The following is an 18,604-nucleotide window of genomic DNA, read 5'->3' as shown; positions in this document are numbered from 1 at the left end:
GGCCCGGCATGGTGCCGGGCCCCGGAATCCCGCTACTCGAAGAACTTCAGCCCCCACCCGGTGTCCGAGGTGGGTCCGGGCACATTGGCGCGCCGATATGTGGTGTCGCCCCACCACGCGAACGACCCGGTGTACCAGTACCGGTTGTCCCAGGAGTACGGCGTGCCCTTGGCCACCGCGTGGAACATCAGCGGGAAGCGCGGCCCGGCCGGCGGGCTGGTGGCGATGTCCCCATTGAGCAGGACGAACGTGTGATGGCCGGGCCCATTGACGTACAGCGTGGGGTCCCAGCCGGCCATCATGGTCGAGCGGTTGGAGCCGAAGAGGCAGCCGTTGGACTTGTACCAGTCCCACACGTACGTCGGATCGCCGCCGGCGCGCAGCCGCAGGTCGGCCAGGCAGTACTGGTCGCTCCAGCTACCGTTCGCCGAGTAGACGATGTGGAGTTGGCCATTGGGGTCCCGGATCGCCTCGGGAGCCTCGTTGATGTACGGGTTGCCGACCACCCGCTCCCAGCTCTCCCGCGGCTGGGAGATGATGTACCGCGCGCCGGTCGGGGTGGTGGGGCTGCTCATCCGGGCGATGTAGAGGTTCTGCTCGACGTTGGTGTCACCGGCCCAGCCCGACCAGACGAACCAGCGCTGCCCGCCCAGGCTGAACATGGTGCCGTCGATGGCCCACTTGTCGTCCGGGAGCGCGAGCCGGGTCTCGCCTCCGTAACCGCTGTCGGGGCTGGCGGAGCTGATGACGAACATCCGGTGTGCGGCGCCCCGTCCGGCGGTGAAGTAGATGTAGTAGCGCCCGCCGTCCGTGGTCAGTTCCGGCGCCCACACCTCCCCGCGCCCCTGGGTGTCCGACCACACCTGGCGGGCCGGAGCGGAGGCGAGCCCAGCGGTGGAGGACGCCTGCCGTACGGCGATTCCGCCGCCGGTGGACTGCGCCGAGATGTAGGTGGAGCCGACGCGGATGACGCTCGGGTCGGCGGCCCGCAGCGAGGTCTGCTCCGCCTTGGCCGGTCCGGCGGAGGAGAGCGACAGCAGGGCGGCGAGGACGCCCAACACCGTGAGCACGAGGGCAGCTTGGAAGCTGCGAAATGGCTTCATGCGGGTCTTTTACATCGATGCAAGGACACTGCCCAGCCCTCTTGCGGACCCAAGTCCTCCGCAAGTCCTCCGGCATACGAGAACCGGGAGGCGCCCGCGTGGGCACCTCCCGGATCAAGTCGGCGGCGAGGAGAGCGAAGGAACTCGTTTCAGAAAGGAAGTTGAGAAGGAAGCCCCTTCATGGCCTCGCCGTGGGCAACGCTAGCACTCAGGCCGGGATCAGGTCGCGCAGATTTTCGAGGGTGATGACGCGTGAGTCCGGGTGCAGTCCCTCGGGCCGCCCGAGGCCGATGTACGTCACGGGCTCGTCCGGAACCCGCTCACCGTCCCACCGCTCCACGGGGGCGGCCTCGTCGGACATCAGGTCGACCAGGTACCGCACCGTCAACTGCTCCCGCTCCACGAGGGCCCGTACCACCGTGGACACGGACGCCTGGTTCTCCTCGACCCGGTTGGCCGCCGAGATGCCCCTCAGATACAGGTGCAGCCACTTCGCGCGCCATGTGCCGTCCTTCCCGCGCCGGAACACCAGCGGCAGCGCCACCCGGCCCGCCCCGCGCAGCTCGGACTTCATCCGCACCGTGCGCGGCTCGAACGGGCGCCCCTTCTGCTCCGCGTCGCGCAGCATGAAGCCGAAGAAAGACTCCTCCACCTCCTCGAAGCTCTCGCCCGCGAAGATGTTGACCTGCGGCACGATGAACGTGCCGCGCACCCGGTCCAGGGACAGGTCGATGAACTCCGAGGCCCCGTCGGGGGCTTCGGTGATGTCGCCCGAATGCCGGCCCCCGCCACCCTTGAGGGACGTGTAGGAGAGCCAGGAGTCGGTGGCGTAGTCGCCGCGCAGAAGCAGTGCCGACAGGTCGTAGTCGGTCCGGCGTTCGGCCTGCTTCCAGTACACGAAGAAGCGGAGCCGTGCGCCGTCGACCGCGGAGACCGACCCGCGCGGCAGCACGCCGAGCCCGGCCGTGGTGGCCCGGCCGCTCAGCGGGAGCGCCACGTCGAGGACATCGGGGTCGAGCAGCAGCCGGCCCGGCGCCGGGAGCCGACGGCGCATCTCCGCGTCGAGGGCGGCGATCAGACGATCGCGGTCGGCGGCCGGTACCGGCGGCCGGAGGTCGGGCGTCACCCAGGCGCGGCCCCGGCGGTTGACGAAGATCCGGGAACGCCCGGTCTCCCGTGCCCTGTTGTGGAGATGCTCGCGCACCGAGAGCACGACGCGGCCGGAGACGTCAGGAGCCACCCGCACGGCGGCGGCGATCACCGCGTCCCGCTCCTCCTGGCCGGCGGCGCTGCGCAGCAGGAGGTCCAGGGCGCGGAACAGCTTGCCGGGAGCGGACTCCAGCACCTTCACCGCGCCGAGGACGTCGGAGGCGTCGAGCAGCTCCTCGATCCGGCTGTCGAAGGACCGCGCCTCCTTCTCGCCCCGCGCGACCGCGAACACGTCGGCGGCGTGCGGCCACTGCGGGTACTCGTGCGGGTGAAGCCGCTCACCCAGCCGCTTGAAGGGCTCGCGGTGCGCGTGCACGTCGGCGAGCTTCGCGGGGTTCGCCGCGACCACGGCGTCGAGACCCGCGAGCAGCCCTCGGCGCAGCGGCCGTGGAATCGAGCGGAACCGGGTCGGTTCCTGGAGCGTGACGTCGCCGCCGGACAGCGCACAGGCCAGCCGCAGCACGTCGGTGACGGTGTCGAGCAGGAGGCCGGCCCCGACGCCGAGCCGCGCCTCGTTGATCACCGCCCGGTTCTCCCGGACCGGGATCTTCTCGGGCTGGGGGCCGGGCGCGCAGTGCTGGGCGAGAAGCTTGAGGTCGCACAGATCATCCTCGTCGAGCGGGGTCGTGCTCCCGGCCAGGGCCAGGTACAGATCGCCGAGTTCGTCGTCCAGGTCGCGGCCGAGGTGCAGGACGGTGATCCGGTCGCCCGCCGAGGCGATCAGCTCGTCCTGCGCCGCGAGCATCTCCTCGTAGCTGTGCTGGTACCTGCCGTACGCGGGGAGGCCGAGCAGGTCCACCGCTCCCCGGGTGACCTGCGCCAGCACCCGTCGGCGTGACGCCTTGTCACCGAGGGCGTCCGCCACGCACCGCATCCAGAAGTCCTCGGTGTCCGGCACGTTGGCGGGGAAGTCGATGAAGTAGGCGTTGTGCTGGACATGGTCGCCCACCATCTCGCGCACGACGCGCAGCGTCCGCCGGGCGGTGTGCACGACCGCGGCCGCGGAGAGCCCCGACAGCCGCTCCAGCAGCTCCGCCGAGAGCTTGAAGCCCACGGATGCCAGCACCGCGTCGAACTGCCGCGCGGCGACGGCGCCTTGACCGGCCGAACCTTCGGGGGAGGGAAGACGGTGGGTGTGCCGGATGACCAGCGATTCGAAACTCTGCGCCATTTGGGGATGATCGCAGAGGTAGGCGCGCCGGCGCGCGGGAGTTTCCCTCGCCGGCCGGCGCGGCACCCATATGGGGGCCGCACGCACACTCCCGGCCCGAACTATGTTGCCCCACCACATGTGCCCCTGACCTGCCCCTTCCTACGGTGTGCCGACACCACCCGTCCCCACCGCACACAAGGAAGTGGCGCACATGGCAGCCGACCACACCGCTCCCCCGCCCCCGGCGAAGCTCCCCCGCATCGTCGCCGCCAGCCTGATCGGAACCACCATCGAGTGGTACGACTTCTTTCTGTACGGGTCGGCGGCGGCCCTGGTGTTCAACAAGCTCTTCTTTCCGGACTCCGATCCGCTGGTGGGGACGCTGCTGGCGTTCGTGACCTACGCGGCCGGGTTCGTGGCGCGGCCGCTCGGAGCGTTGGTGTTCGGGCACTTCGGGGACCGGCTGGGGCGCAAGAAGCTGCTGGTGCTGAGCCTGCTGCTGATGGGCGGCGCCACCTTCGCCATCGGCCTGCTGCCGACCCACGCCACCATCGGCACCGCCGCGCCGGTGCTGCTGACCGCGCTCCGGCTGGTGCAGGGCTTCGCGCTGGGCGGCGAGTGGGGTGGTGCCGTGCTGCTGGTCTCCGAGCACGGGGACGCGCGCAGGCGCGGCTTCTGGGCCTCGTGGCCGCAGACCGGTGCGCCCGCCGGGCAGTTGCTCGCCACCGGTGTGCTGTCCCTGCTCACCGCCACCCTCTCGGACGACGCGTTCACCGCCTGGGGCTGGCGCGTCCCCTTCCTCCTCTCCGGCGTGCTGGTGGTCGTGGGGCTGTGGATACGTCTCTCCGTCGACGAATCGCCCGTGTTCAAGCAGGCGTTGGCGCGGGCCGAGGCGCGGCAGGGCGAGGCGGCGGAGAAGCTGCCGCTGGTGTCCGTGCTGCGCCACCAGTGGCGCGAGGTGCTCATCGCCATGGGCGCCCGTCTGGCGGAGAACATCAGCTACTACGTCATCACCGCCTTCATCCTCGTCTACGCCACCACCGCCGCCGACCTCTCCAAGCAGACCGCGCTCAACGCCGTACTCATCGGTTCCGCCGTCCACTTCGCGGTGATCCCGGCCTGGGGCGCGCTCTCGGACCGGGTCGGACGGCGGCCGGTGTACCTGTTCGGCGCGGCCGGCGTGGGCCTGTGGATCTTCCCGTTCTTCGCGCTGGTGGACGCGGGTACCTTCGGCCGGCTGGTGCTGGCCGTTGTCGTCGGCCTGATCCTCCACGGCGCCATGTACGCGCCCCAGGCCGCCTTCTTCGCGGAGATGTTCGCCACCCGCGTCCGCTACTCCGGCGCCTCCATCGGCGCCCAGTTCTCCTCCGTGGCCGCCGGTGCGCCCGCCCCGCTCATCGCCACCGCCCTGTTCGCGGAGTACCACAGCGCGACCCCGATCGCCCTGTACGTCATCGGCGCTGTCCTGCTGACCCTGGTGGCCATCGGAGTGGCCCGCGAGACCCGCGACCGGGACCTCGCCGACGTCACGGCCGATGGTGCCCCGTCCGCCCCGGTGGAGGCGGTGGCGAAGACCCCGGCCCCCTGACCGCCGCCGGCCGGCACCCCGCGCGGGGTGCCGGTCAGCGGCGTCCCGGACCGGCCAGCCCGTGCAGCCGCAGCGCGAGTTGGATCTCCAGGACGCGAGCCGGCGTCTGCCAGTCCTCTCCCAGCAGCCGCCCCACCCGTTCCAGCCGCTGGGCGACGGTGTTCACATGCACATGGAGCACGTCCTTGGTGCGGGCCGGGCTCATCGCTGCGGCGAAATAGGCGTCCAGGGTGCGCAGCAGATCGGTGCCGCGCCGCGCGTCGTACGCCACCAGGGGGCCGATCGTGCGCTCCACGAAGCCGCCGATGTCCCGGTCCCCGGCGAGCAGCAGCCCGAGGAAGCCGAAGTCCTCGGCGGCCCCGCCGTCCCCCGCCCGGCCGAGCAGGTGGAGGGCGTCCAGGCACCGGCGGCCCTCGGCGTAGGCGGCGGCCACCTGGTCGGGTCGGGCGGCCAGGCCGGTGACGGGGGCGGAGGCTCCGACGGTGACCGGCTGGCGGACCGCGGTGCCGAGTTCGCGGGCGGTGCGCCGGGCCAGTTCCGTGGCGGTGTCGGCGGGGCCGAGGGGGAGCAGCAGGACGGTGCCGCCGTCGCGGGTGGCGGCGAGGCCGTGCCGGGTGGTGGCGAGGTGGGAGGCGGCGGACCACAGGCGGCGCCGGGCGGCGGCCTCCTCGTCGGCGTCGGCCGACGGCGCGTCCAGGCGGGTGGCGAGGACGGCGTGGGTGGCGTCCAGGTCGGCGTCGAGCCGTGCGGCGCGTTCCCGGAGCAGGCGCGGGTCGCGGTCGCGGGCGTCGAGGAGGTCGTCCAGGAGTTCGCCGCGCACCCGCCGCTCGGCCTCGGCCGCGGAACGGCGGGCCAGCAGGAGCAGGGAGGTGACCATCGCGGCGCGTTCCAGGGTGCGCTGGTCGACGGGGTCGAGGTCGGGGTGGCCGTGCAGGACGAGTGCGCCGAACACCTCCTCCCCCGCCGCCACGGCCGCGATCCAGTCGGGCCCGTGGCGCACGGCGTGCCCCTCGGCGCGGGACGCCTCCAGCGCCTCGGCCGGTGTGGTGCCGGTCTCCGTGAACTCCACGGCTCCGTCGAGGACTTCGGCTACGGCGGCGGCCACGTCATGGACTCCCCCGCCGCGCAGGACGAGTTCGGCGAGCCGGTCGTGCACCTCGGAGGCGCGCTCGATGACGGCGCTGCGGTCCTGGATGACCTCGTTGGCGCGTTCGAGTCCGGCGAGGGCGGCCTGGGTGCCGGTGAGGAGGTTGGTGGTGTCGATGGCGGCCGCGGCGAGGGCCGCGAAGGAGCCGAGCAGGGCGATCTGTTCGCGTTCGAAGACCCGTGCGCGCCGGTCGGCGGCGAAGAGGACGCCGATGACCTGCGGGCCGAGGGTCAGCGGGACGCCGACGATGGCGAAGAGGCCCTCGTCGCGCACGGCCACGTCGATGGTGTCGGTGTGCTGGAAGCGGGCGTCCTGGAAGTAGTCGTCGGTGACGTACGGCCGGGCGGTCTGGGCGACGAGGCCGCCGAGCCCCTCGCCCATGCCGAGCCGGAGCTGCTGGAAGCGGGCGGAGACGGAGCCCTCGGTGACCAGCATGTAGGTGTCGCCGCGCTCCGGGTCGTTGAGGCTGAGGTAGGCGATGTCGGTGGCGAGCAGGGAGCGGGCGCGCTGGACGATGGCCCGTAGGACCGCGTCCACGTCCCTGAGCCCGGCCAGGTCGTGGGCGGTCTCGAAGAGGGCGGAGAGTTCCGCCTCCCGGCGGCGGCGTCCCTCCAGTTCGGCGCGGACGCGCAGCGCGAGGAACTTGGCGTGTTCCAGCGCGGCGACCCGGTCGGGGGACTCTCCCTCGGCGCGGGCGAGGAGGACGGGGCGTTCGTACGCCTCCGGGGAGGCGTCGCGGGCGAGCAGTTCGAGGTAGGGGGCCTCCGCACAGGCGACGGCCCCCGCCGCGGCGGCCCCGGTGGCGGGGCGCGCGGCCGACTGAAGTTGATCGGGAGACATGGCCACAGGATCGCTCATCGTGGGTTCGGCCGGTCAGCCCTGTGGATAACCCACGAGGGCCGCTCGGGCACCGGCTAGTGGGCCGTCCAGCCGCCGTCCAGCACCAATGAGGTGCCGGTGACGAAGGACGCCTGCGGACCGCACAGATAGGCGACGGCCTCCGCGACCTCCTCGGGCTCGATCAGCCGGCGCAGTGCGCTGTCCTTGAGCAGGACCTCGGAGAGGACCTGCTCCTCCGGGATTCCGTGCGCCTCGGCCTGGTCGGCGATCTGCTTCTCCACCAGGGGCGTGCGCACATAGGCCGGGTTCACACAGTTCGACGTCACACCATGGGGGGCACCCTCCAGCGCGGCCGTCTTGGACAGCCCCTCCAGCCCATGTTTGGCCGCCACATAGGCCGACTTGAAGGCAGAGGCGCGCAGACCGTGGACGGAGGACACATTGACGATGCGCCCCCACCCCTGCGCGTACATGTGGGGCAACGCCCCGCGGATGAGCCGGAACGGCGCCTCCAGCATCACCGTCAGCACGGTGTGGAAGACGTCGGGCGGGAACTCCTCCAGCGGCCGCACCAGTTGCAGCCCCGCGTTGTTGACCAGTACGTCGGCCCCGGCGGCGGCCCGCTCGGCCGCGTCGAGGTCGGTGAGGTCCACCACCTGGGGCACGACCCGGCCCGCGAGACCCTCGGCACGTCCGGCCAGCTCTGCCAGACCACCCGCGTCCAGGTCGAGCGCGCGCACCTCGGCCCCGGCCGCGGCGAGCCGGAGCGCGCACGCGCTGCCGATGCCGCCGGCGGCACCCGTGACGAGGGCGACCCGGCCGGAGAGGTCCAGGGCGGAAGGGGTACTGGGCGGGAGGCTGGACGAGATCATGTCTCGACCCTAATGAAGCGCCGCAGCTCACCACATGGGGCGAGCACCCATACTTCAGCCCAGAGTCATGGGGTCGAACCATGTGGGTGCGTCGGACAGCGCCTGCTTGATCCGGAACTGCGAGAACTCGTTCAGCTCCGGCAGCGCGTCCACCGCGAACCAGCCCACGTCCAGCGACTCGTCGTCGTTGACCCGCGCCTCGCCGCCCACCGCCCGGCAGCGGAAGGTGATGTCCATGTACTGGCACTCGTCGCCGTTGCCGTAGGTGATCGGCTGGAGAGCCTGCACCAGCACGACCCGCTCGGGCACGCAGTGCACGGCCGTCTCCTCGAAGACCTCGCGCACCGCGCACGCGGCGGGCTGCTCCCCCGGCTCCGGGATGCCGCCGACCACCGACCACTTGCGGGTGTCGGCGCGGCGGCCCAGGAGCAGCCGCCCCTCGTCGTCGAAGACGATCGCGGTGACACCGGGCAGCCAGAGCAACTGGGTGCCCGCCGTCGCCCGGAGTGTGGTGATGAATTCAGGTGTGGCCATGGCCCCGACCCTAAACGCCGGGACACCGGCCGGCCGCCACGGCCAGGCGCGCTCGGCCGGCCGTACGGCTACGCCCCACGCGCGCGCCGGCCGCGTACCGCCGCCGCGCCCGCCCAGCCCAGGCCGCCCGCCGCGACCAGCAGCAGCGCCAGCTCGGGCAGGATGCCGAGCCGGGTGGCGGGCGTCTCGGAGGTGCGCAGCGGCACCTTCATGTCGATGTGGGCGGGGACGAACATCCCGGTGTGCCGCGCGACCCGCCCGTCCGGCATGATCACCGCGCTGACGCCGCTGGTCACCGGCACGGTCACGGTACGGCTGTGCTCGACGGCACGGACACGGGACATGGCGAGCTGCTGGTAGGTCATCTCGCTGCGGTCGAAGGTGGCGTTGTTGCTCGGCACGGAGATCATCTGGGCGCCGTGGGTGACGGTGTCCCGCACGGCCCAGTCGAACGCCGCCTCGTAGCAGGTGGCCAGGCCGACCTTGACGCGGCCGAAGTCGAACACGCCCGGCTTGTCGCCCCGGCTGAAGTCCTGGCGGACCATGCTGGTCCACTCGCCGTTGATCGCGCCGATGAGCGAGCGCATCGGGAGGTACTCGCCGAAGGGCTGCACCTGGCGCTTGTCGTAGGTCTGGAGGGGGCCCTTGACCGGGTCCCAGAGGATCTGCTCGTTGAGGAGTCTGCCGTCCCGCTCGACGACCGACCCGACCGAGACGGGCGCGCCGATCGCCTCGGCGGCGCCCTGGATGACGGCGGCCGCGTCGGGGGCGGCAAAGGGGTCGATGTCGGAGGAGTTCTCCGGCCAGAGCACGAAGTCGGGGCGCGGCGCCTTGCCGGCCGCGACCTGGGCGGCGAGCCTGCGGGTCTCCCGCGCGTGGTAGTCGAGCACCGCGCGCCGCTGGGCGTTGAACTCCAGCCCCGCGCGCGGCACGTTCCCCTGGATCACCGCCACGGTCGCGGTCCCCGCCTCGGCCCGGTCGCTGACCAGCGCACGCGCGCCGACCGCGCCCGCCACCGGCACCGCGACGCTGAGCAGCGCCACGGCGGCGGCCGACCGCCGCACCTCGCCGTCCCGGCGGCGCAGGAGCAGCCGGACGGTCTCGTAGAGGCCGAAGCCGCACAGGACGACGCCGAAGCCGAGCACCGGGGTGCCGCCCAGCGCGGCGAGCGGCAGGAACACGCCGTCCGCCTGCCCGAAGGCGACCTTGCCCCAGGGGAAGCCGCCGAAGGGCATCCGCGCACGGACCGCCTCTCCGGCGGTCCACAGCGCCGCCGCCCAGACGGGCCAGCCGGGCAGCCGGGACACGGCGGCGATGCCGGCGCCGACCAGGGCGACGTAGACCGCCTCGATGACGACCAGGGCGATCCAGGGGCCGGGGCCCACCTCCACGCCGGTCCACACCAGGAGCGGCAGCAGGAAGCCGAGGCCGAAGAGGTAGCCGAGGCCGAGCGCCGTCCTCCAGGTCCGGCCGCGCAGCGCCCAGGCGAAGCCGGCGAAGGCGGGCAGCGCCAGCCACCACAGGGTGCGGGGCGGGAAGCTGACGTAAAGGAGCACGCCGCTCAGCGCGGACACGAGGGCCGGGACCAGACGGTTCAGACGGGCGCGGGCGCCCTTGGCCGGGGGCGGCCGAAGCCGTTCCGACTGGTCCACGGAAGTTGCGGTGACGGTCACCCTGGGGAGTGTACGGCGGTCCGCACACCCCCTGACATGCCGGTCATCACGGTATTCCCGCTCAACTCGTCCACAGATCGGCCCGCAGCCATTAGCGTGATCCGGGCCTCGGCGGTGCGGCCGGTCCCGGCCGGATGCCGTCGCGAGGTGCGGCCACAGGTCGGGGGACCGGGTGCGAGGGGCTACGGGTGGCATCGACGCGAATACCGACGGGAATGGGGTCCGTGTCCGGGGCGGACGCGGACCGTGCGGCACGGAACGTGTCCGACGGGACGGGGATGATTTTGCTCGGGCTGTGCGCGGCCTGGGCGCTGATCTCGGCGGCGGCCCACGACGGGCGGCCGGAGGGGATGCTGCTGGCAGTGCTCGCCACGGCGGCGGGCTGCGCGGCGGGGCGGATGTCGGGGGCGCTGCTCCCGGTGGCCGCGCCGTGCGCCGGGGCGGCGGCCGCGCTGGTGCTGGCCGTGACGATGCCCGGCCCGCTGCCGGGCCCCGCCTACGCGGCTCCGCTCGGGCAGGCCGGTGCCGTGGCCGCGCTGCTGGCGCTCGCCACCGGCGCGCTGTGCTGCGCCGCCTGGTCGACTCCGGTGCCGGGGATGCGGCCGCCGCTGTGGCTGCTGGCAGCCGCGATCGTGCCGGCCGGGGCGCTGCTGGGCTCGCCGGGCGGCTGCGCTGCCGGGGGCGCCGTACTGCTGTGCTCGGTGGCCGCCGGTTCGATGCCGTACCGGGGTGCGGGGCTCGCCGGGCTGGCGGTCGTGGCCGGGGTGGCGACGGGCACGGTGTGGGGGCTGGCGTCCGGGGTGCTGCCGGGCGGGTGCGCCACGGAGTTCACGGAGCGGATCGGGCCGTACCGGGTGGGGCTGTGGGCCCGGGCGGTGCGGCTCGCCCATGAGGCGCCGGTGGGGGGTGTGGGGCCGGGGCGCCTCGGGACGCCGGGCGAACCGGGGGGACGGCCGCACTCCGCGCCGCTCCAGTTGCTGGCCGAACAGGGGCTGGTGGGAGCGCTGCTGCTGGCGGCCGTGTTCGGGTGGGTGCTGTACGCGCTGTGGCGGGCGGCACGGCCGACGCCTGTGGTGCTGACGGCGGGCGCGGCGCTCACGGCGCTGGCGGTGATCGCGTCGGTGGGCGACGCGCTGAGCTTCACCACGGTGACGGCGGGCGCGGGCCTGCTGGCCGGGTGGGCGACGGCGCGCCCGTGGGGCGAGGAGGAGCGGATGCCCCGCGCGGAGCCGCTGCCCCGGCAGGAGCCGGTGGGCTGAGCGGGTCAGTGCGCGTTGTCCGGGGTGATGGCGCGCAGCCGGGCCCGGATGACGCGGACGGCCGACTCGGCGTTGTCCACGGTGATGGTGAAGGTGTGGCCGTCCCACAGGCTGAGCACGATGCCCTCGCCCCGGCGGACGACCACGGCGGTGCCCTTCTCGGGGCGCCAGCGGTAGCCCCAGCCGCCCCAGTGCCGGGGGGTGACGTGCGGGATGTAGGCGGCATCGACGATCTGGGTGAGCGGGATGCGGCGGCGCGGCAGCCCGACATGGCCGCAGCGCACTTCCAGGGCGTCGCGCTCCAGCTTGAGGTCGACGTGCACGAAGGCGAGCGTGCCGAACAGCACGAGCAGCCCGACCGCGATGCAGCCCACGACGGACATGACCAGGGCGATGATCCCGGAGGTCCACGCCGACTGCACGGCCAGTTCGATGCCGAGCGCCATGCAGGCGGCGCCGGCCAGCGCCAGTACCCACTGCACGCGGTTGGTGGCGCGTCCGGTCCAGACGTCGGGGTGCGGGGCGTCCTCGGCGTCGCGGTGCTCCCTCATGTCTATGAGGTTACCCATGTTCCGCCGTGCTGGTATCCGGTCACGGAGGGGTACTGCTCCGGGCGGACGGGCGGGCGGACGAACCGCCCGGCGTCCGCGCCCGTGTCACATGCGGTCGGCGAGCGGGCCGGCCGCGGGCAGCAGCCGTCCCTCGGCGTAGTGCAGCGCGGCCGCGGGCAGCGCGCCGCCCTCGCGGCCGCTGAGCAGCACGGTGAGGGAGCCCTCGGTGGGGGCCTCGGGGGCGGGCGCTTCGCCGATGCGGCGCAGCGCCTGGGTGGCGACGGCCCCGGCGGAGCCGTGCAGGACGAGCGGGGCGGCGCCCGGCTGCTGGACGGCGGCGCGGATGCGTTCCGCGACGAGTTCGTAGTGGGTGCAGCCGAGGACGACGGTCGTGACGTCCGGTGGGGTGAGTTCCGCGGCGGCGGCGACGGTCGCGGCGATGGCCTGCTCGTCCGCGTGCTCGACGGCCTCGGCCAGCCCCCAGCAGGGCACCTCGGTGACCTGGACGCCGTGGGCGAAGTCCGCGATCAGCCCGCGCTGGTAGGGACTGCCGGTGGTGGCGGGGGTCGCCCAGATCGCCACGTGCCCGCCGCCGGCCGCGGCCGGCTTGATCGCGGGGACGGTGCCGATCACCGGGATGCCGGGTTCGCACAGGGCGCGCAGCGCGGGCAGGGCGTGCACGGTCGCGGTGTTGCAGCCGACGATGAGGGCGTCCGGCCGGCGCGCGGCGGCGGCCTCGGCGACGGCTACGGCACGCCGGGTGAGGTCCTCGGGGGTGCGCGGTCCCCAGGGCATGCCGTCGGGGTCCAGGGAGAGCACGAGATCCGCGTCGGGCCGAAGGCGGCGGACCGCCGCGGTGGCTGCGAGGAGGCCGATTCCGGAGTCCATGAGCGCGATCTTCACCCGGCCACGATAGTCGATGACCGTCGGTGAGCCGTTCCAGTGGGGCAGACTGCGGCCGTGAGCGCCATCGTGTGGACCGCCGCCGTATCCCTCGCCGTCTGGTGCTGGCTGCTGCTGGGCCAGGGCTTCTTCTGGCGCACCGATGTACGGCTCCCGCCCCGCCGCGAGCCCGGCCGGTGGCCGTCGGTCTGCGTGGTGGTCCCGGCCCGCGACGAGGCGGCCGTGCTGCCCGCGAGCCTGCCCTCGCTGCTCGCCCAGGACTATCCGGGCCGGGCGGAGGTCTTCCTGGTGGACGACGGCAGCCGCGACGGAACCGGCGAGCTGGCCCGCGAGCTGTCCGCGCGGCAGGGCGGGCTGCCGCTCACGGTGGACTCCCCCGGCGAGCCGCCCGCCGGCTGGACGGGGAAGCTGTGGGCGGTGCGGCACGGCATCGCGCTGGCGCGCGCGCGTGACCCCGAGTTCCTGCTGCTGACGGACGCGGACATCGCGCACGCCCCCGACAGCCTGCGCTCACTGGTCGCGGCGGCCCGCACGGGCGGCTTCGACCTCGTGTCCCAGATGGCCCGGCTGCGCGCGGAGAGCCCCTGGGAGCGGCTGGTGGTCCCGGCGTTCGTCTACTTCTTCGCCCAGCTCTACCCGTTCCGGTGGATCGGCCGCCGGGGGGCCCGTACGACGGCGGCGGCCGGGGGCTGTGTGCTGCTGCGGGCGGACATGGCCGAGCGGGCCCGGATTCCGGACGCCGTCCGGCACGCGGTCATCGACGACGTGGCCCTCGCGCGCGCGGTGCGGGCCAGCGGCGGCCATCTCTGGCTGGGCCTGGCCGACCGGGTGGACAGCGTGCGCCCGTATCCGGGGCTGGGCGAGCTGTGGCGCATGGTCTCGCGCAGCGCGTACGCCCAGCTCAGGCACAGTCCGGCGCTGCTGCTGGGCACGGTGGCGGGGCTGGTGCTGGTGTATCTGGTGCCGCCCGTGGCGGTGCTGGTGGGCGCGGCCCTGGGGGATGCTCCGGCGTGCGCGCTCGGCGCGGTGGCGTGGGCGGTGATGGCGGCGACGTACGTGCCGATGCTGCGCTACTACCGGCAGCCGCTGTGGCTCGCTCCCCTGCTGCCGTTCACAGCGTTCCTCTATCTGCTGATGACACTCGACTCGGCGGTGCGGCACTACCAGGGCCGGGGCGCCGCCTGGAAGGGCCGCACCTACGCGCGTCCCGACGCCGTGGCGGACGAGGGCTGATCCCGGCTCACGTGCGGCCGGGCCCTCGCGCCGGGCGGCGGCGGCATTGACATGTCCGCCCCCATATGTACATCTCCCGACGCTCCGTCAACCGCCGGTAACCGGGCAGGAACTCGCCTTTTACACGATCCAGACACCGAATGGAGTCCATTTTTGCCAAGTTCGCTCGGATTAGCGATCCCAGATCGCCGCCGACACGGAAAACAACCCTCTTATCGGTCTCCCCAACCAGCACATCGTGGGCTTAACTTATGTGCCATGACCTCCCCCCGCTCCACCTATGGCGGCGGCTACTACTCCGCCTCCTTCCCGGACACCCCGATCTACGACTCGCTCGTGGCCGAGCGGGGCACCCCGCAGATCGCCCCGATCCGGGTCCCGGCCGCCTATGACACCGGTCTCGGCATGCAGTCCGCCCCGGGCATGCCCTCCCCCGGCGGCAACCTCCCCGCGCTGCCCTCCGCTCTCCCCGCGCTGCCCTCGGCCCCCTCGCCGCAGCCCGCGTACGGCTACCCGCAGGCGCAGCAGGCGCCCCAGATGCAGCCGACTCCCACGGCGTACATCCCGCAGCAGGCAGGCGCCCCGCGCGGCTACCCCGGCGCGCAGCCCCAGCCGCCGCGCCCGGCGCCCTCGGGCTACGAGGCGATGCGCCCGGCCGCTCCCCGGCCGCCGCAGCAGCCGTACCAGGAGCCGTACAACAACCAGCAGTACCGCGGCTACTGAGCCCGTTCCGCTCTTCGTAGCGGCCGTCCGGCTCCGGGAACGCGACTCCGCGATCGATCGACGTCCACCGTGACCAGCGGTGGTGCCGGTTCGGCGACGGGGGGAAGGTCGTCACCCCGCCCGAGCCGTCCCGTCCCCCGTGTGCCGTCGCCGAGCAGTCGCCCGGCGGCGGCATTCGTCCGTCCCCCTCCGGTCGCCCTCCCCTGCCTCTCCCCTGGCGCCCCGTCGACGGTGCCCGTACCCCGTCACACCGGGAACATGCCGATCACTTTTCCCGGCCGTGCGGACCGGTGCGCGTCCACATCCGACGCCCCTTCACCACTGGTCGGCTGTTCGGACGCGGGAACCGGGAACTCCCGCCGCGTCCGGGTCGTTGGGCGAACATGAGAAATCCGTGAGAGAAACCGCCGGGACGTGATGTCCCTCTCCCGTGCCCTCTTCGCCGGGCCGGGGGATGAGCGGGGCCGACACGGGGCAGGACAGGGGGCGTCGGAGCGAAGGGGGTGGGGGGACGTGCAGACCATCAGCGGTGTGTGGCGCTGGCGGGGCAATCCGCTGCGCCGCCCGACCGATGTCGCGGAGGCATGGGTGTGTCTCCTGGCGCTGTTGCTGACGCTCGTGGCGATGCCCGTCGTCGGCATCGTCACCGGGTCCGCCACCCAGGACTCGCTGCGGCGGTCGGTGCGCGAGCAGCGGCACACCCGGCATCTCGTCACGGCCACGGTGCTGCGCACCCTCGCGCAGGCTCCGCCCGAGGCCGATCCCGACACGGGCGCGGCCCGTACCTCACGCAGCAGGGTCGTGGCCGGCTGGACCGCGCCGGACGGCACCCGGCGGCAGGGCGCCGTGCTGGCGGACGTCAAGTCCCCCCGCGCGGGTGAGCACTTCCGGCTGTGGACCGACTCGACCGGGCGAATAACAGCCCGGCCGCTGGACTTCGCCACCGCGCGGGCGCACGCGGCGCTGGCCGGTTTCGGCGCCGCCGTGGTGGCCGCCGGGCTCATCGAGAGCGTGCGGCGCCTCGTGGTCTGGCGCATGGTCCGCCGCCGGTACGCGAGTTGGGACCGCGCCTGGGACCGGGCGGGCCCGGACTGGGGCAAGGCCGGTACGAACAGCTAGGTCCGGCGTTCGCAGACCTCGGGGCCGGGGTTCCGGCTCTGGTCGGCCCGCCACCCGCGCGCACGCTACGGTGGACCGGCCGACTCGCTTTCGGCATCGACCCGCGCGCGAGCGAGCCGAAGGCCGCGCCGGAGTCCGGAACACGCGCACACGCGAAGGCCCTTCGGGCGCTCCGCGGTCGCCGTCCCGGCACCGGCTGCGGAGCCCCTGAGGCGGACGAGCACAAGTACCACGAGGTGGGGGCACGGCAACGCCATGGCACAGGGCACGGTCCAGGTGACGCACACCGGCACATCGCGGTGGCGGCGCCGCACGGGTGAGTACGCGTCGCTGGCGGCCGCCCTCGAGGCCGCCTCCGACGGCGACGTCCTCACCGTCGCCCCCGGCACCTACCGGGAGAACCTCGTCGTGCGGCGGGAGGTGACACTGCGCGGCCCCGACAACGCGCCGGGCTCGGTGCGGATCGCCCCCGCGGACGGCGTCCCGCTGACCGTGCGGGCATCCGCCGTGGTGCAGGGTCTGCATGTGGAGGGCCAGGACGGCGCCGCCCCGGCGCTGCTGGTGGAGGAGGGCACGCCCGAGCTGCTGGACGTGCGGATCGTGACCCGTTCCGCCTCCGGCATCGAGGTGCGCGGCGGGGCCCGGCCGACCGTGCGCCGCTGCACGGTGGACAACCCGGCCGGCATCGGCGTCCTCGTCCTCGACGGCGCCGCCGGGATCTTCGAGGAGTGCGAGGTCGTCTCGGCCGGCCAGGCGGGCGTGGCGGTGCGCGGCGGCGGGCATCCCCGGCTGGACCGCTGCCGGGTGCACCACGCCTCGGGCACCGGACTGAGCGCGACCGGCGAGAACTCCGCGCTGGAGGCGTTCGGTTGCGAGGTCTACGAGGTGCGCGGGGCCGGGGTGCAGGTCACCCAGCGGGCCACCGCCCATCTCACCGACTGCGAGGTGCACCGCACCTCGGCGGACGGCGTCACCCTCGACACCGACGCGGTGCTGACGCTCGCCGACTGCCGTATCCACGACATCCCGGAGAACGCGGTCGACCTGCGCTCCCGCTCGGTGCTGACGCTGACGCGCACGACGGTGCGCCAGTTCGGGCGCAACGGCCTGTCGGTGTGGGACCCGGGCACCCGCGTGGACGCCAACCAGTGCGAGATCTTCGACAGCACCGGCGACTACCCGGCGGTCTGGGTGAGCGACGGCGCGACGGCCGTGCTGGACTCCTGCCGGGTGCACGACGTGCCGGACGCGCTGTTCGTGCTGGACCGGGGCTCCCGCGCGGACGTGGTGGACAGCGACCTCTCCCAGGTGCGCAACACGGCGGTCTCGGTGAGCGACGGCGCGACCGCCCAGCTCGACGACTGCCGTATCCGGGACGCCGCGACCGGCGCCTGGTTCCGGGACCACGGCAGCGGCGGCACCCTGAGCAACTGCACGCTGGGCGGCACCCAGACCGGCGTGATCGTCACCAAGGGCGCCGACCCGACGATCGACCGCTGCGTGGTGGAGAGCCCGGCCGAGGCGGGGTTCTACGTCTCGGCGGGCGGCCGGGGCAGCTTCGTCAACTGCCGGGTGACGGGCAGCGGCGGCTACGGCTTCCATGTGCTCGACGGCTGCCGCACGACGCTGCGCAAGTGCCGTACGGAGCGGTGTGTGCGCGGTGGTTACGAGTTCGCCGAGGGCGGCCCGGACGCGGGCTCGGGCGCCGGGCCGGTCGTGGAGGAGTGCTCCAGCGACGAGAGCGGCGCGCTGCGGCCCCCGGCGGCGCAGGACACGGCGGTGCAGACGGTTCCGGCGTCCACCGGCGGGCTGCTCGGCGCGATTCCGGGACAGCGTGCCGTCGGCGCGGAGCCGGCGGCGCCGCCCGTGCCGGAGCGGGAGGCCCGTACGCCGAAGGCCGTGATGGGTGAACTCGACGCGCTGGTGGGCCTGGAGAGCGTCAAGCGCGAGGTGCGGGCGCTCACCGACATGATCGAGGTGGGCAGACGCCGCCAGAAGGCGGGGCTCAAGGCGGCCTCGGTGAAGCGGCACCTGGTCTTCACCGGCTCCCCCGGCACCGGCAAGACGACGGTGGCCCGGCTGTACGGGGAGATCCTGGCCGCGCTCGGGGTGCTGGAGACAGGACATCTGGTGGAGGTGTCACGGGTCGACCTGGTGGGCGAGCACATCGGTTCCACCGCGATCCGCACCCAGGAGGCGTTCGACCGGGCGCGTGGCGGTGTGCTGTTCATCGACGAGGCGTACGCGCTGTCGCCGGAGGACGCCGGGCGGGACTTCGGCAAGGAGGCCATCGACACCCTGGTGAAACTCATGGAGGACCACCGGGACGCGGTCGTGGTGATCGTGGCGGGCTACACCGCGGAGATGGAGCGCTTCCTGTCGGTCAACCCCGGTGTGGCGTCCCGCTTCTCGCGGACGATCACCTTCGGGGACTACGGCCCCGAGGAGCTGCTGCGGATCGTGGAGCAGCAGGCCGACGAGCACGAGTACCGGCTCGCGTCCGGCACGGCGGAGGCGCTGCTGAAGTACTTCACGGCGCTCCCGAAGGGCCCGGCGTTCGGCAACGGCCGTACCGCGCGGCAGACGTTCGAGGCGATGGTGGAGCGGCACGCGAGCCGGGTCGCGCAGTTCCCCGACCCGAGCACCGACGACCTGACCCTGCTGTACCCGGAGGACCTGCCCGAACTGCCGTGAGAC

At 73.5% G+C, this 18,604-nt stretch carries 14 protein-coding genes; 6 read left to right on the top strand and 8 right to left on the bottom strand.

Going from position 1 to position 18,604, the window contains the following annotated elements:
- Window positions 1-32 precede the first annotated feature (32 nt).
- Entirely contained in the window at window positions 33-1,103 is a 1,071-nt protein-coding gene (locus ACZ3HQ_RS21280) for a glycoside hydrolase family 43 protein (RefSeq protein ID WP_467513080.1), read from the bottom strand.
- Window positions 1,104-1,311: 208 nt separating this feature from the next.
- Window positions 1,312-3,483 (bottom strand): TerD family protein, encoded by a 2,172-nt coding sequence (locus ACZ3HQ_RS21275; RefSeq protein WP_467513079.1) that lies wholly within the window; start codon window positions 3,481-3,483, stop codon window positions 1,312-1,314.
- A gap of 193 nt (window positions 3,484-3,676) precedes the next feature.
- Here ACZ3HQ_RS21275 and ACZ3HQ_RS21270 point away from each other — a divergent pair, with 193 nt between their 5' ends.
- Window positions 3,677-5,053 carry an MFS transporter gene (locus tag ACZ3HQ_RS21270; protein WP_467513077.1) on the top strand — a complete coding sequence of 459 codons (1,377 nt, stop codon included), beginning with the start codon at window positions 3,677-3,679 and terminating at the stop codon, window positions 5,051-5,053.
- Window positions 5,054-5,087: 34 nt separating this feature from the next.
- Here ACZ3HQ_RS21270 and ACZ3HQ_RS21265 read toward each other — a convergent pair whose 3' ends face one another.
- From ACZ3HQ_RS21265 to lnt, 4 genes are all read right to left on the bottom strand, one after another.
- Entirely contained in the window at window positions 5,088-7,040 is a 1,953-nt protein-coding gene (locus tag ACZ3HQ_RS21265; RefSeq protein ID WP_467513076.1) for a helix-turn-helix domain-containing protein, read from the bottom strand.
- A gap of 74 nt (window positions 7,041-7,114) precedes the next feature.
- A complete protein-coding gene (locus tag ACZ3HQ_RS21260) occupies window positions 7,115-7,912 on the bottom strand; it encodes a 3-hydroxybutyrate dehydrogenase (protein WP_467513075.1) in 798 nt (265 codons plus the stop codon).
- Between the two features lie 54 nt (window positions 7,913-7,966).
- Window positions 7,967-8,446: an NUDIX hydrolase gene (locus tag ACZ3HQ_RS21255; RefSeq protein WP_467513073.1), complete on the bottom strand. Its 480-nt coding sequence runs from the start codon at window positions 8,444-8,446 to the stop codon at window positions 7,967-7,969.
- 68 nt (window positions 8,447-8,514) lie between these two features.
- Window positions 8,515-10,119: an apolipoprotein N-acyltransferase gene (gene lnt / locus ACZ3HQ_RS21250; RefSeq protein ID WP_467513072.1), complete on the bottom strand. Its 1,605-nt coding sequence runs from the start codon at window positions 10,117-10,119 to the stop codon at window positions 8,515-8,517.
- Between the two features lie 278 nt (window positions 10,120-10,397).
- Between lnt and ACZ3HQ_RS21245 the strand changes: the two genes are divergently transcribed.
- A complete protein-coding gene (locus ACZ3HQ_RS21245; RefSeq protein ID WP_467513546.1) occupies window positions 10,398-11,378 on the top strand; it encodes an O-antigen ligase family protein in 981 nt (326 codons plus the stop codon).
- A 5-nt stretch (window positions 11,379-11,383) separates the two neighbouring features.
- On the opposite strand, the gene ACZ3HQ_RS21240 is transcribed toward ACZ3HQ_RS21245, so the two are convergent.
- Together ACZ3HQ_RS21240 and ACZ3HQ_RS21235 are read right to left on the bottom strand one after the other, a co-directional pair.
- A complete protein-coding gene (locus ACZ3HQ_RS21240; protein ID WP_467513071.1) occupies window positions 11,384-11,929 on the bottom strand; it encodes a hypothetical protein in 546 nt (181 codons plus the stop codon).
- A gap of 105 nt (window positions 11,930-12,034) precedes the next feature.
- Entirely contained in the window at window positions 12,035-12,832 is a 798-nt protein-coding gene (locus ACZ3HQ_RS21235; RefSeq protein ID WP_467513069.1) for a glutamate racemase, read from the bottom strand.
- Between the two features lie 57 nt (window positions 12,833-12,889).
- Between ACZ3HQ_RS21235 and ACZ3HQ_RS21230 the strand changes: the two genes are divergently transcribed.
- The 4 genes from ACZ3HQ_RS21230 (at window position 12,890) to ACZ3HQ_RS21215 (ending at window position 18,601) form a co-directional block, all read left to right on the top strand.
- Entirely contained in the window at window positions 12,890-14,065 is a 1,176-nt protein-coding gene (locus ACZ3HQ_RS21230; RefSeq protein ID WP_467513068.1) for a glycosyltransferase, read from the top strand.
- Window positions 14,066-14,323: 258 nt separating this feature from the next.
- Window positions 14,324-14,788: a DUF6643 family protein gene (locus ACZ3HQ_RS21225; RefSeq protein WP_467513067.1), complete on the top strand. Its 465-nt coding sequence runs from the start codon at window positions 14,324-14,326 to the stop codon at window positions 14,786-14,788.
- Between the two features lie 513 nt (window positions 14,789-15,301).
- Complete coding sequence (locus tag ACZ3HQ_RS21220) at window positions 15,302-15,907, top strand: Rv1733c family protein (RefSeq protein WP_467513066.1); 606 nt, start codon at window positions 15,302-15,304, stop codon at window positions 15,905-15,907.
- A gap of 255 nt (window positions 15,908-16,162) precedes the next feature.
- Complete coding sequence (locus ACZ3HQ_RS21215) at window positions 16,163-18,601, top strand: right-handed parallel beta-helix repeat-containing protein (protein ID WP_467513065.1); 2,439 nt, start codon at window positions 16,163-16,165, stop codon at window positions 18,599-18,601.
- Window positions 18,602-18,604 lie beyond the last annotated feature (3 nt).

Source organism: Streptomyces sp. NPDC018263 (assembly GCF_055562575.1).
The sequence above is the reverse complement of the archived record's forward strand: the minus strand, read 5'-3'. Positions and strand labels throughout refer to the sequence as shown.

Excerpts from the sequence above, each read along its gene's own strand:
- ACZ3HQ_RS21270 (WP_467513077.1), top strand. The coding sequence starts at position 3,677 with ATGGCAGCCGACCACACCGCTCCCCCGCCCCCGGCGAAGCTCCCCCGC.
- ACZ3HQ_RS21275 (WP_467513079.1), bottom strand. The coding sequence starts at position 3,483 with ATGGCGCAGAGTTTCGAATCGCTGGTCATCCGGCACACCCACCGTCTT.
- ACZ3HQ_RS21215 (WP_467513065.1), top strand. The coding sequence starts at position 16,163 with ATGGCACAGGGCACGGTCCAGGTGACGCACACCGGCACATCGCGGTGG.
- ACZ3HQ_RS21255 (WP_467513073.1), bottom strand. The coding sequence starts at position 8,446 with ATGGCCACACCTGAATTCATCACCACACTCCGGGCGACGGCGGGCACC.
- ACZ3HQ_RS21225 (WP_467513067.1), top strand. The coding sequence starts at position 14,324 with ATGACCTCCCCCCGCTCCACCTATGGCGGCGGCTACTACTCCGCCTCC.
- ACZ3HQ_RS21245 (WP_467513546.1), top strand. The coding sequence starts at position 10,398 with ATGATTTTGCTCGGGCTGTGCGCGGCCTGGGCGCTGATCTCGGCGGCG.
- ACZ3HQ_RS21260 (WP_467513075.1), bottom strand. The coding sequence starts at position 7,912 with ATGATCTCGTCCAGCCTCCCGCCCAGTACCCCTTCCGCCCTGGACCTC.
- ACZ3HQ_RS21265 (WP_467513076.1), bottom strand. The coding sequence starts at position 7,040 with ATGTCTCCCGATCAACTTCAGTCGGCCGCGCGCCCCGCCACCGGGGCC.
- ACZ3HQ_RS21280 (WP_467513080.1), bottom strand. The coding sequence starts at position 1,103 with ATGAAGCCATTTCGCAGCTTCCAAGCTGCCCTCGTGCTCACGGTGTTG.
- ACZ3HQ_RS21240 (WP_467513071.1), bottom strand. The coding sequence starts at position 11,929 with ATGAGGGAGCACCGCGACGCCGAGGACGCCCCGCACCCCGACGTCTGG.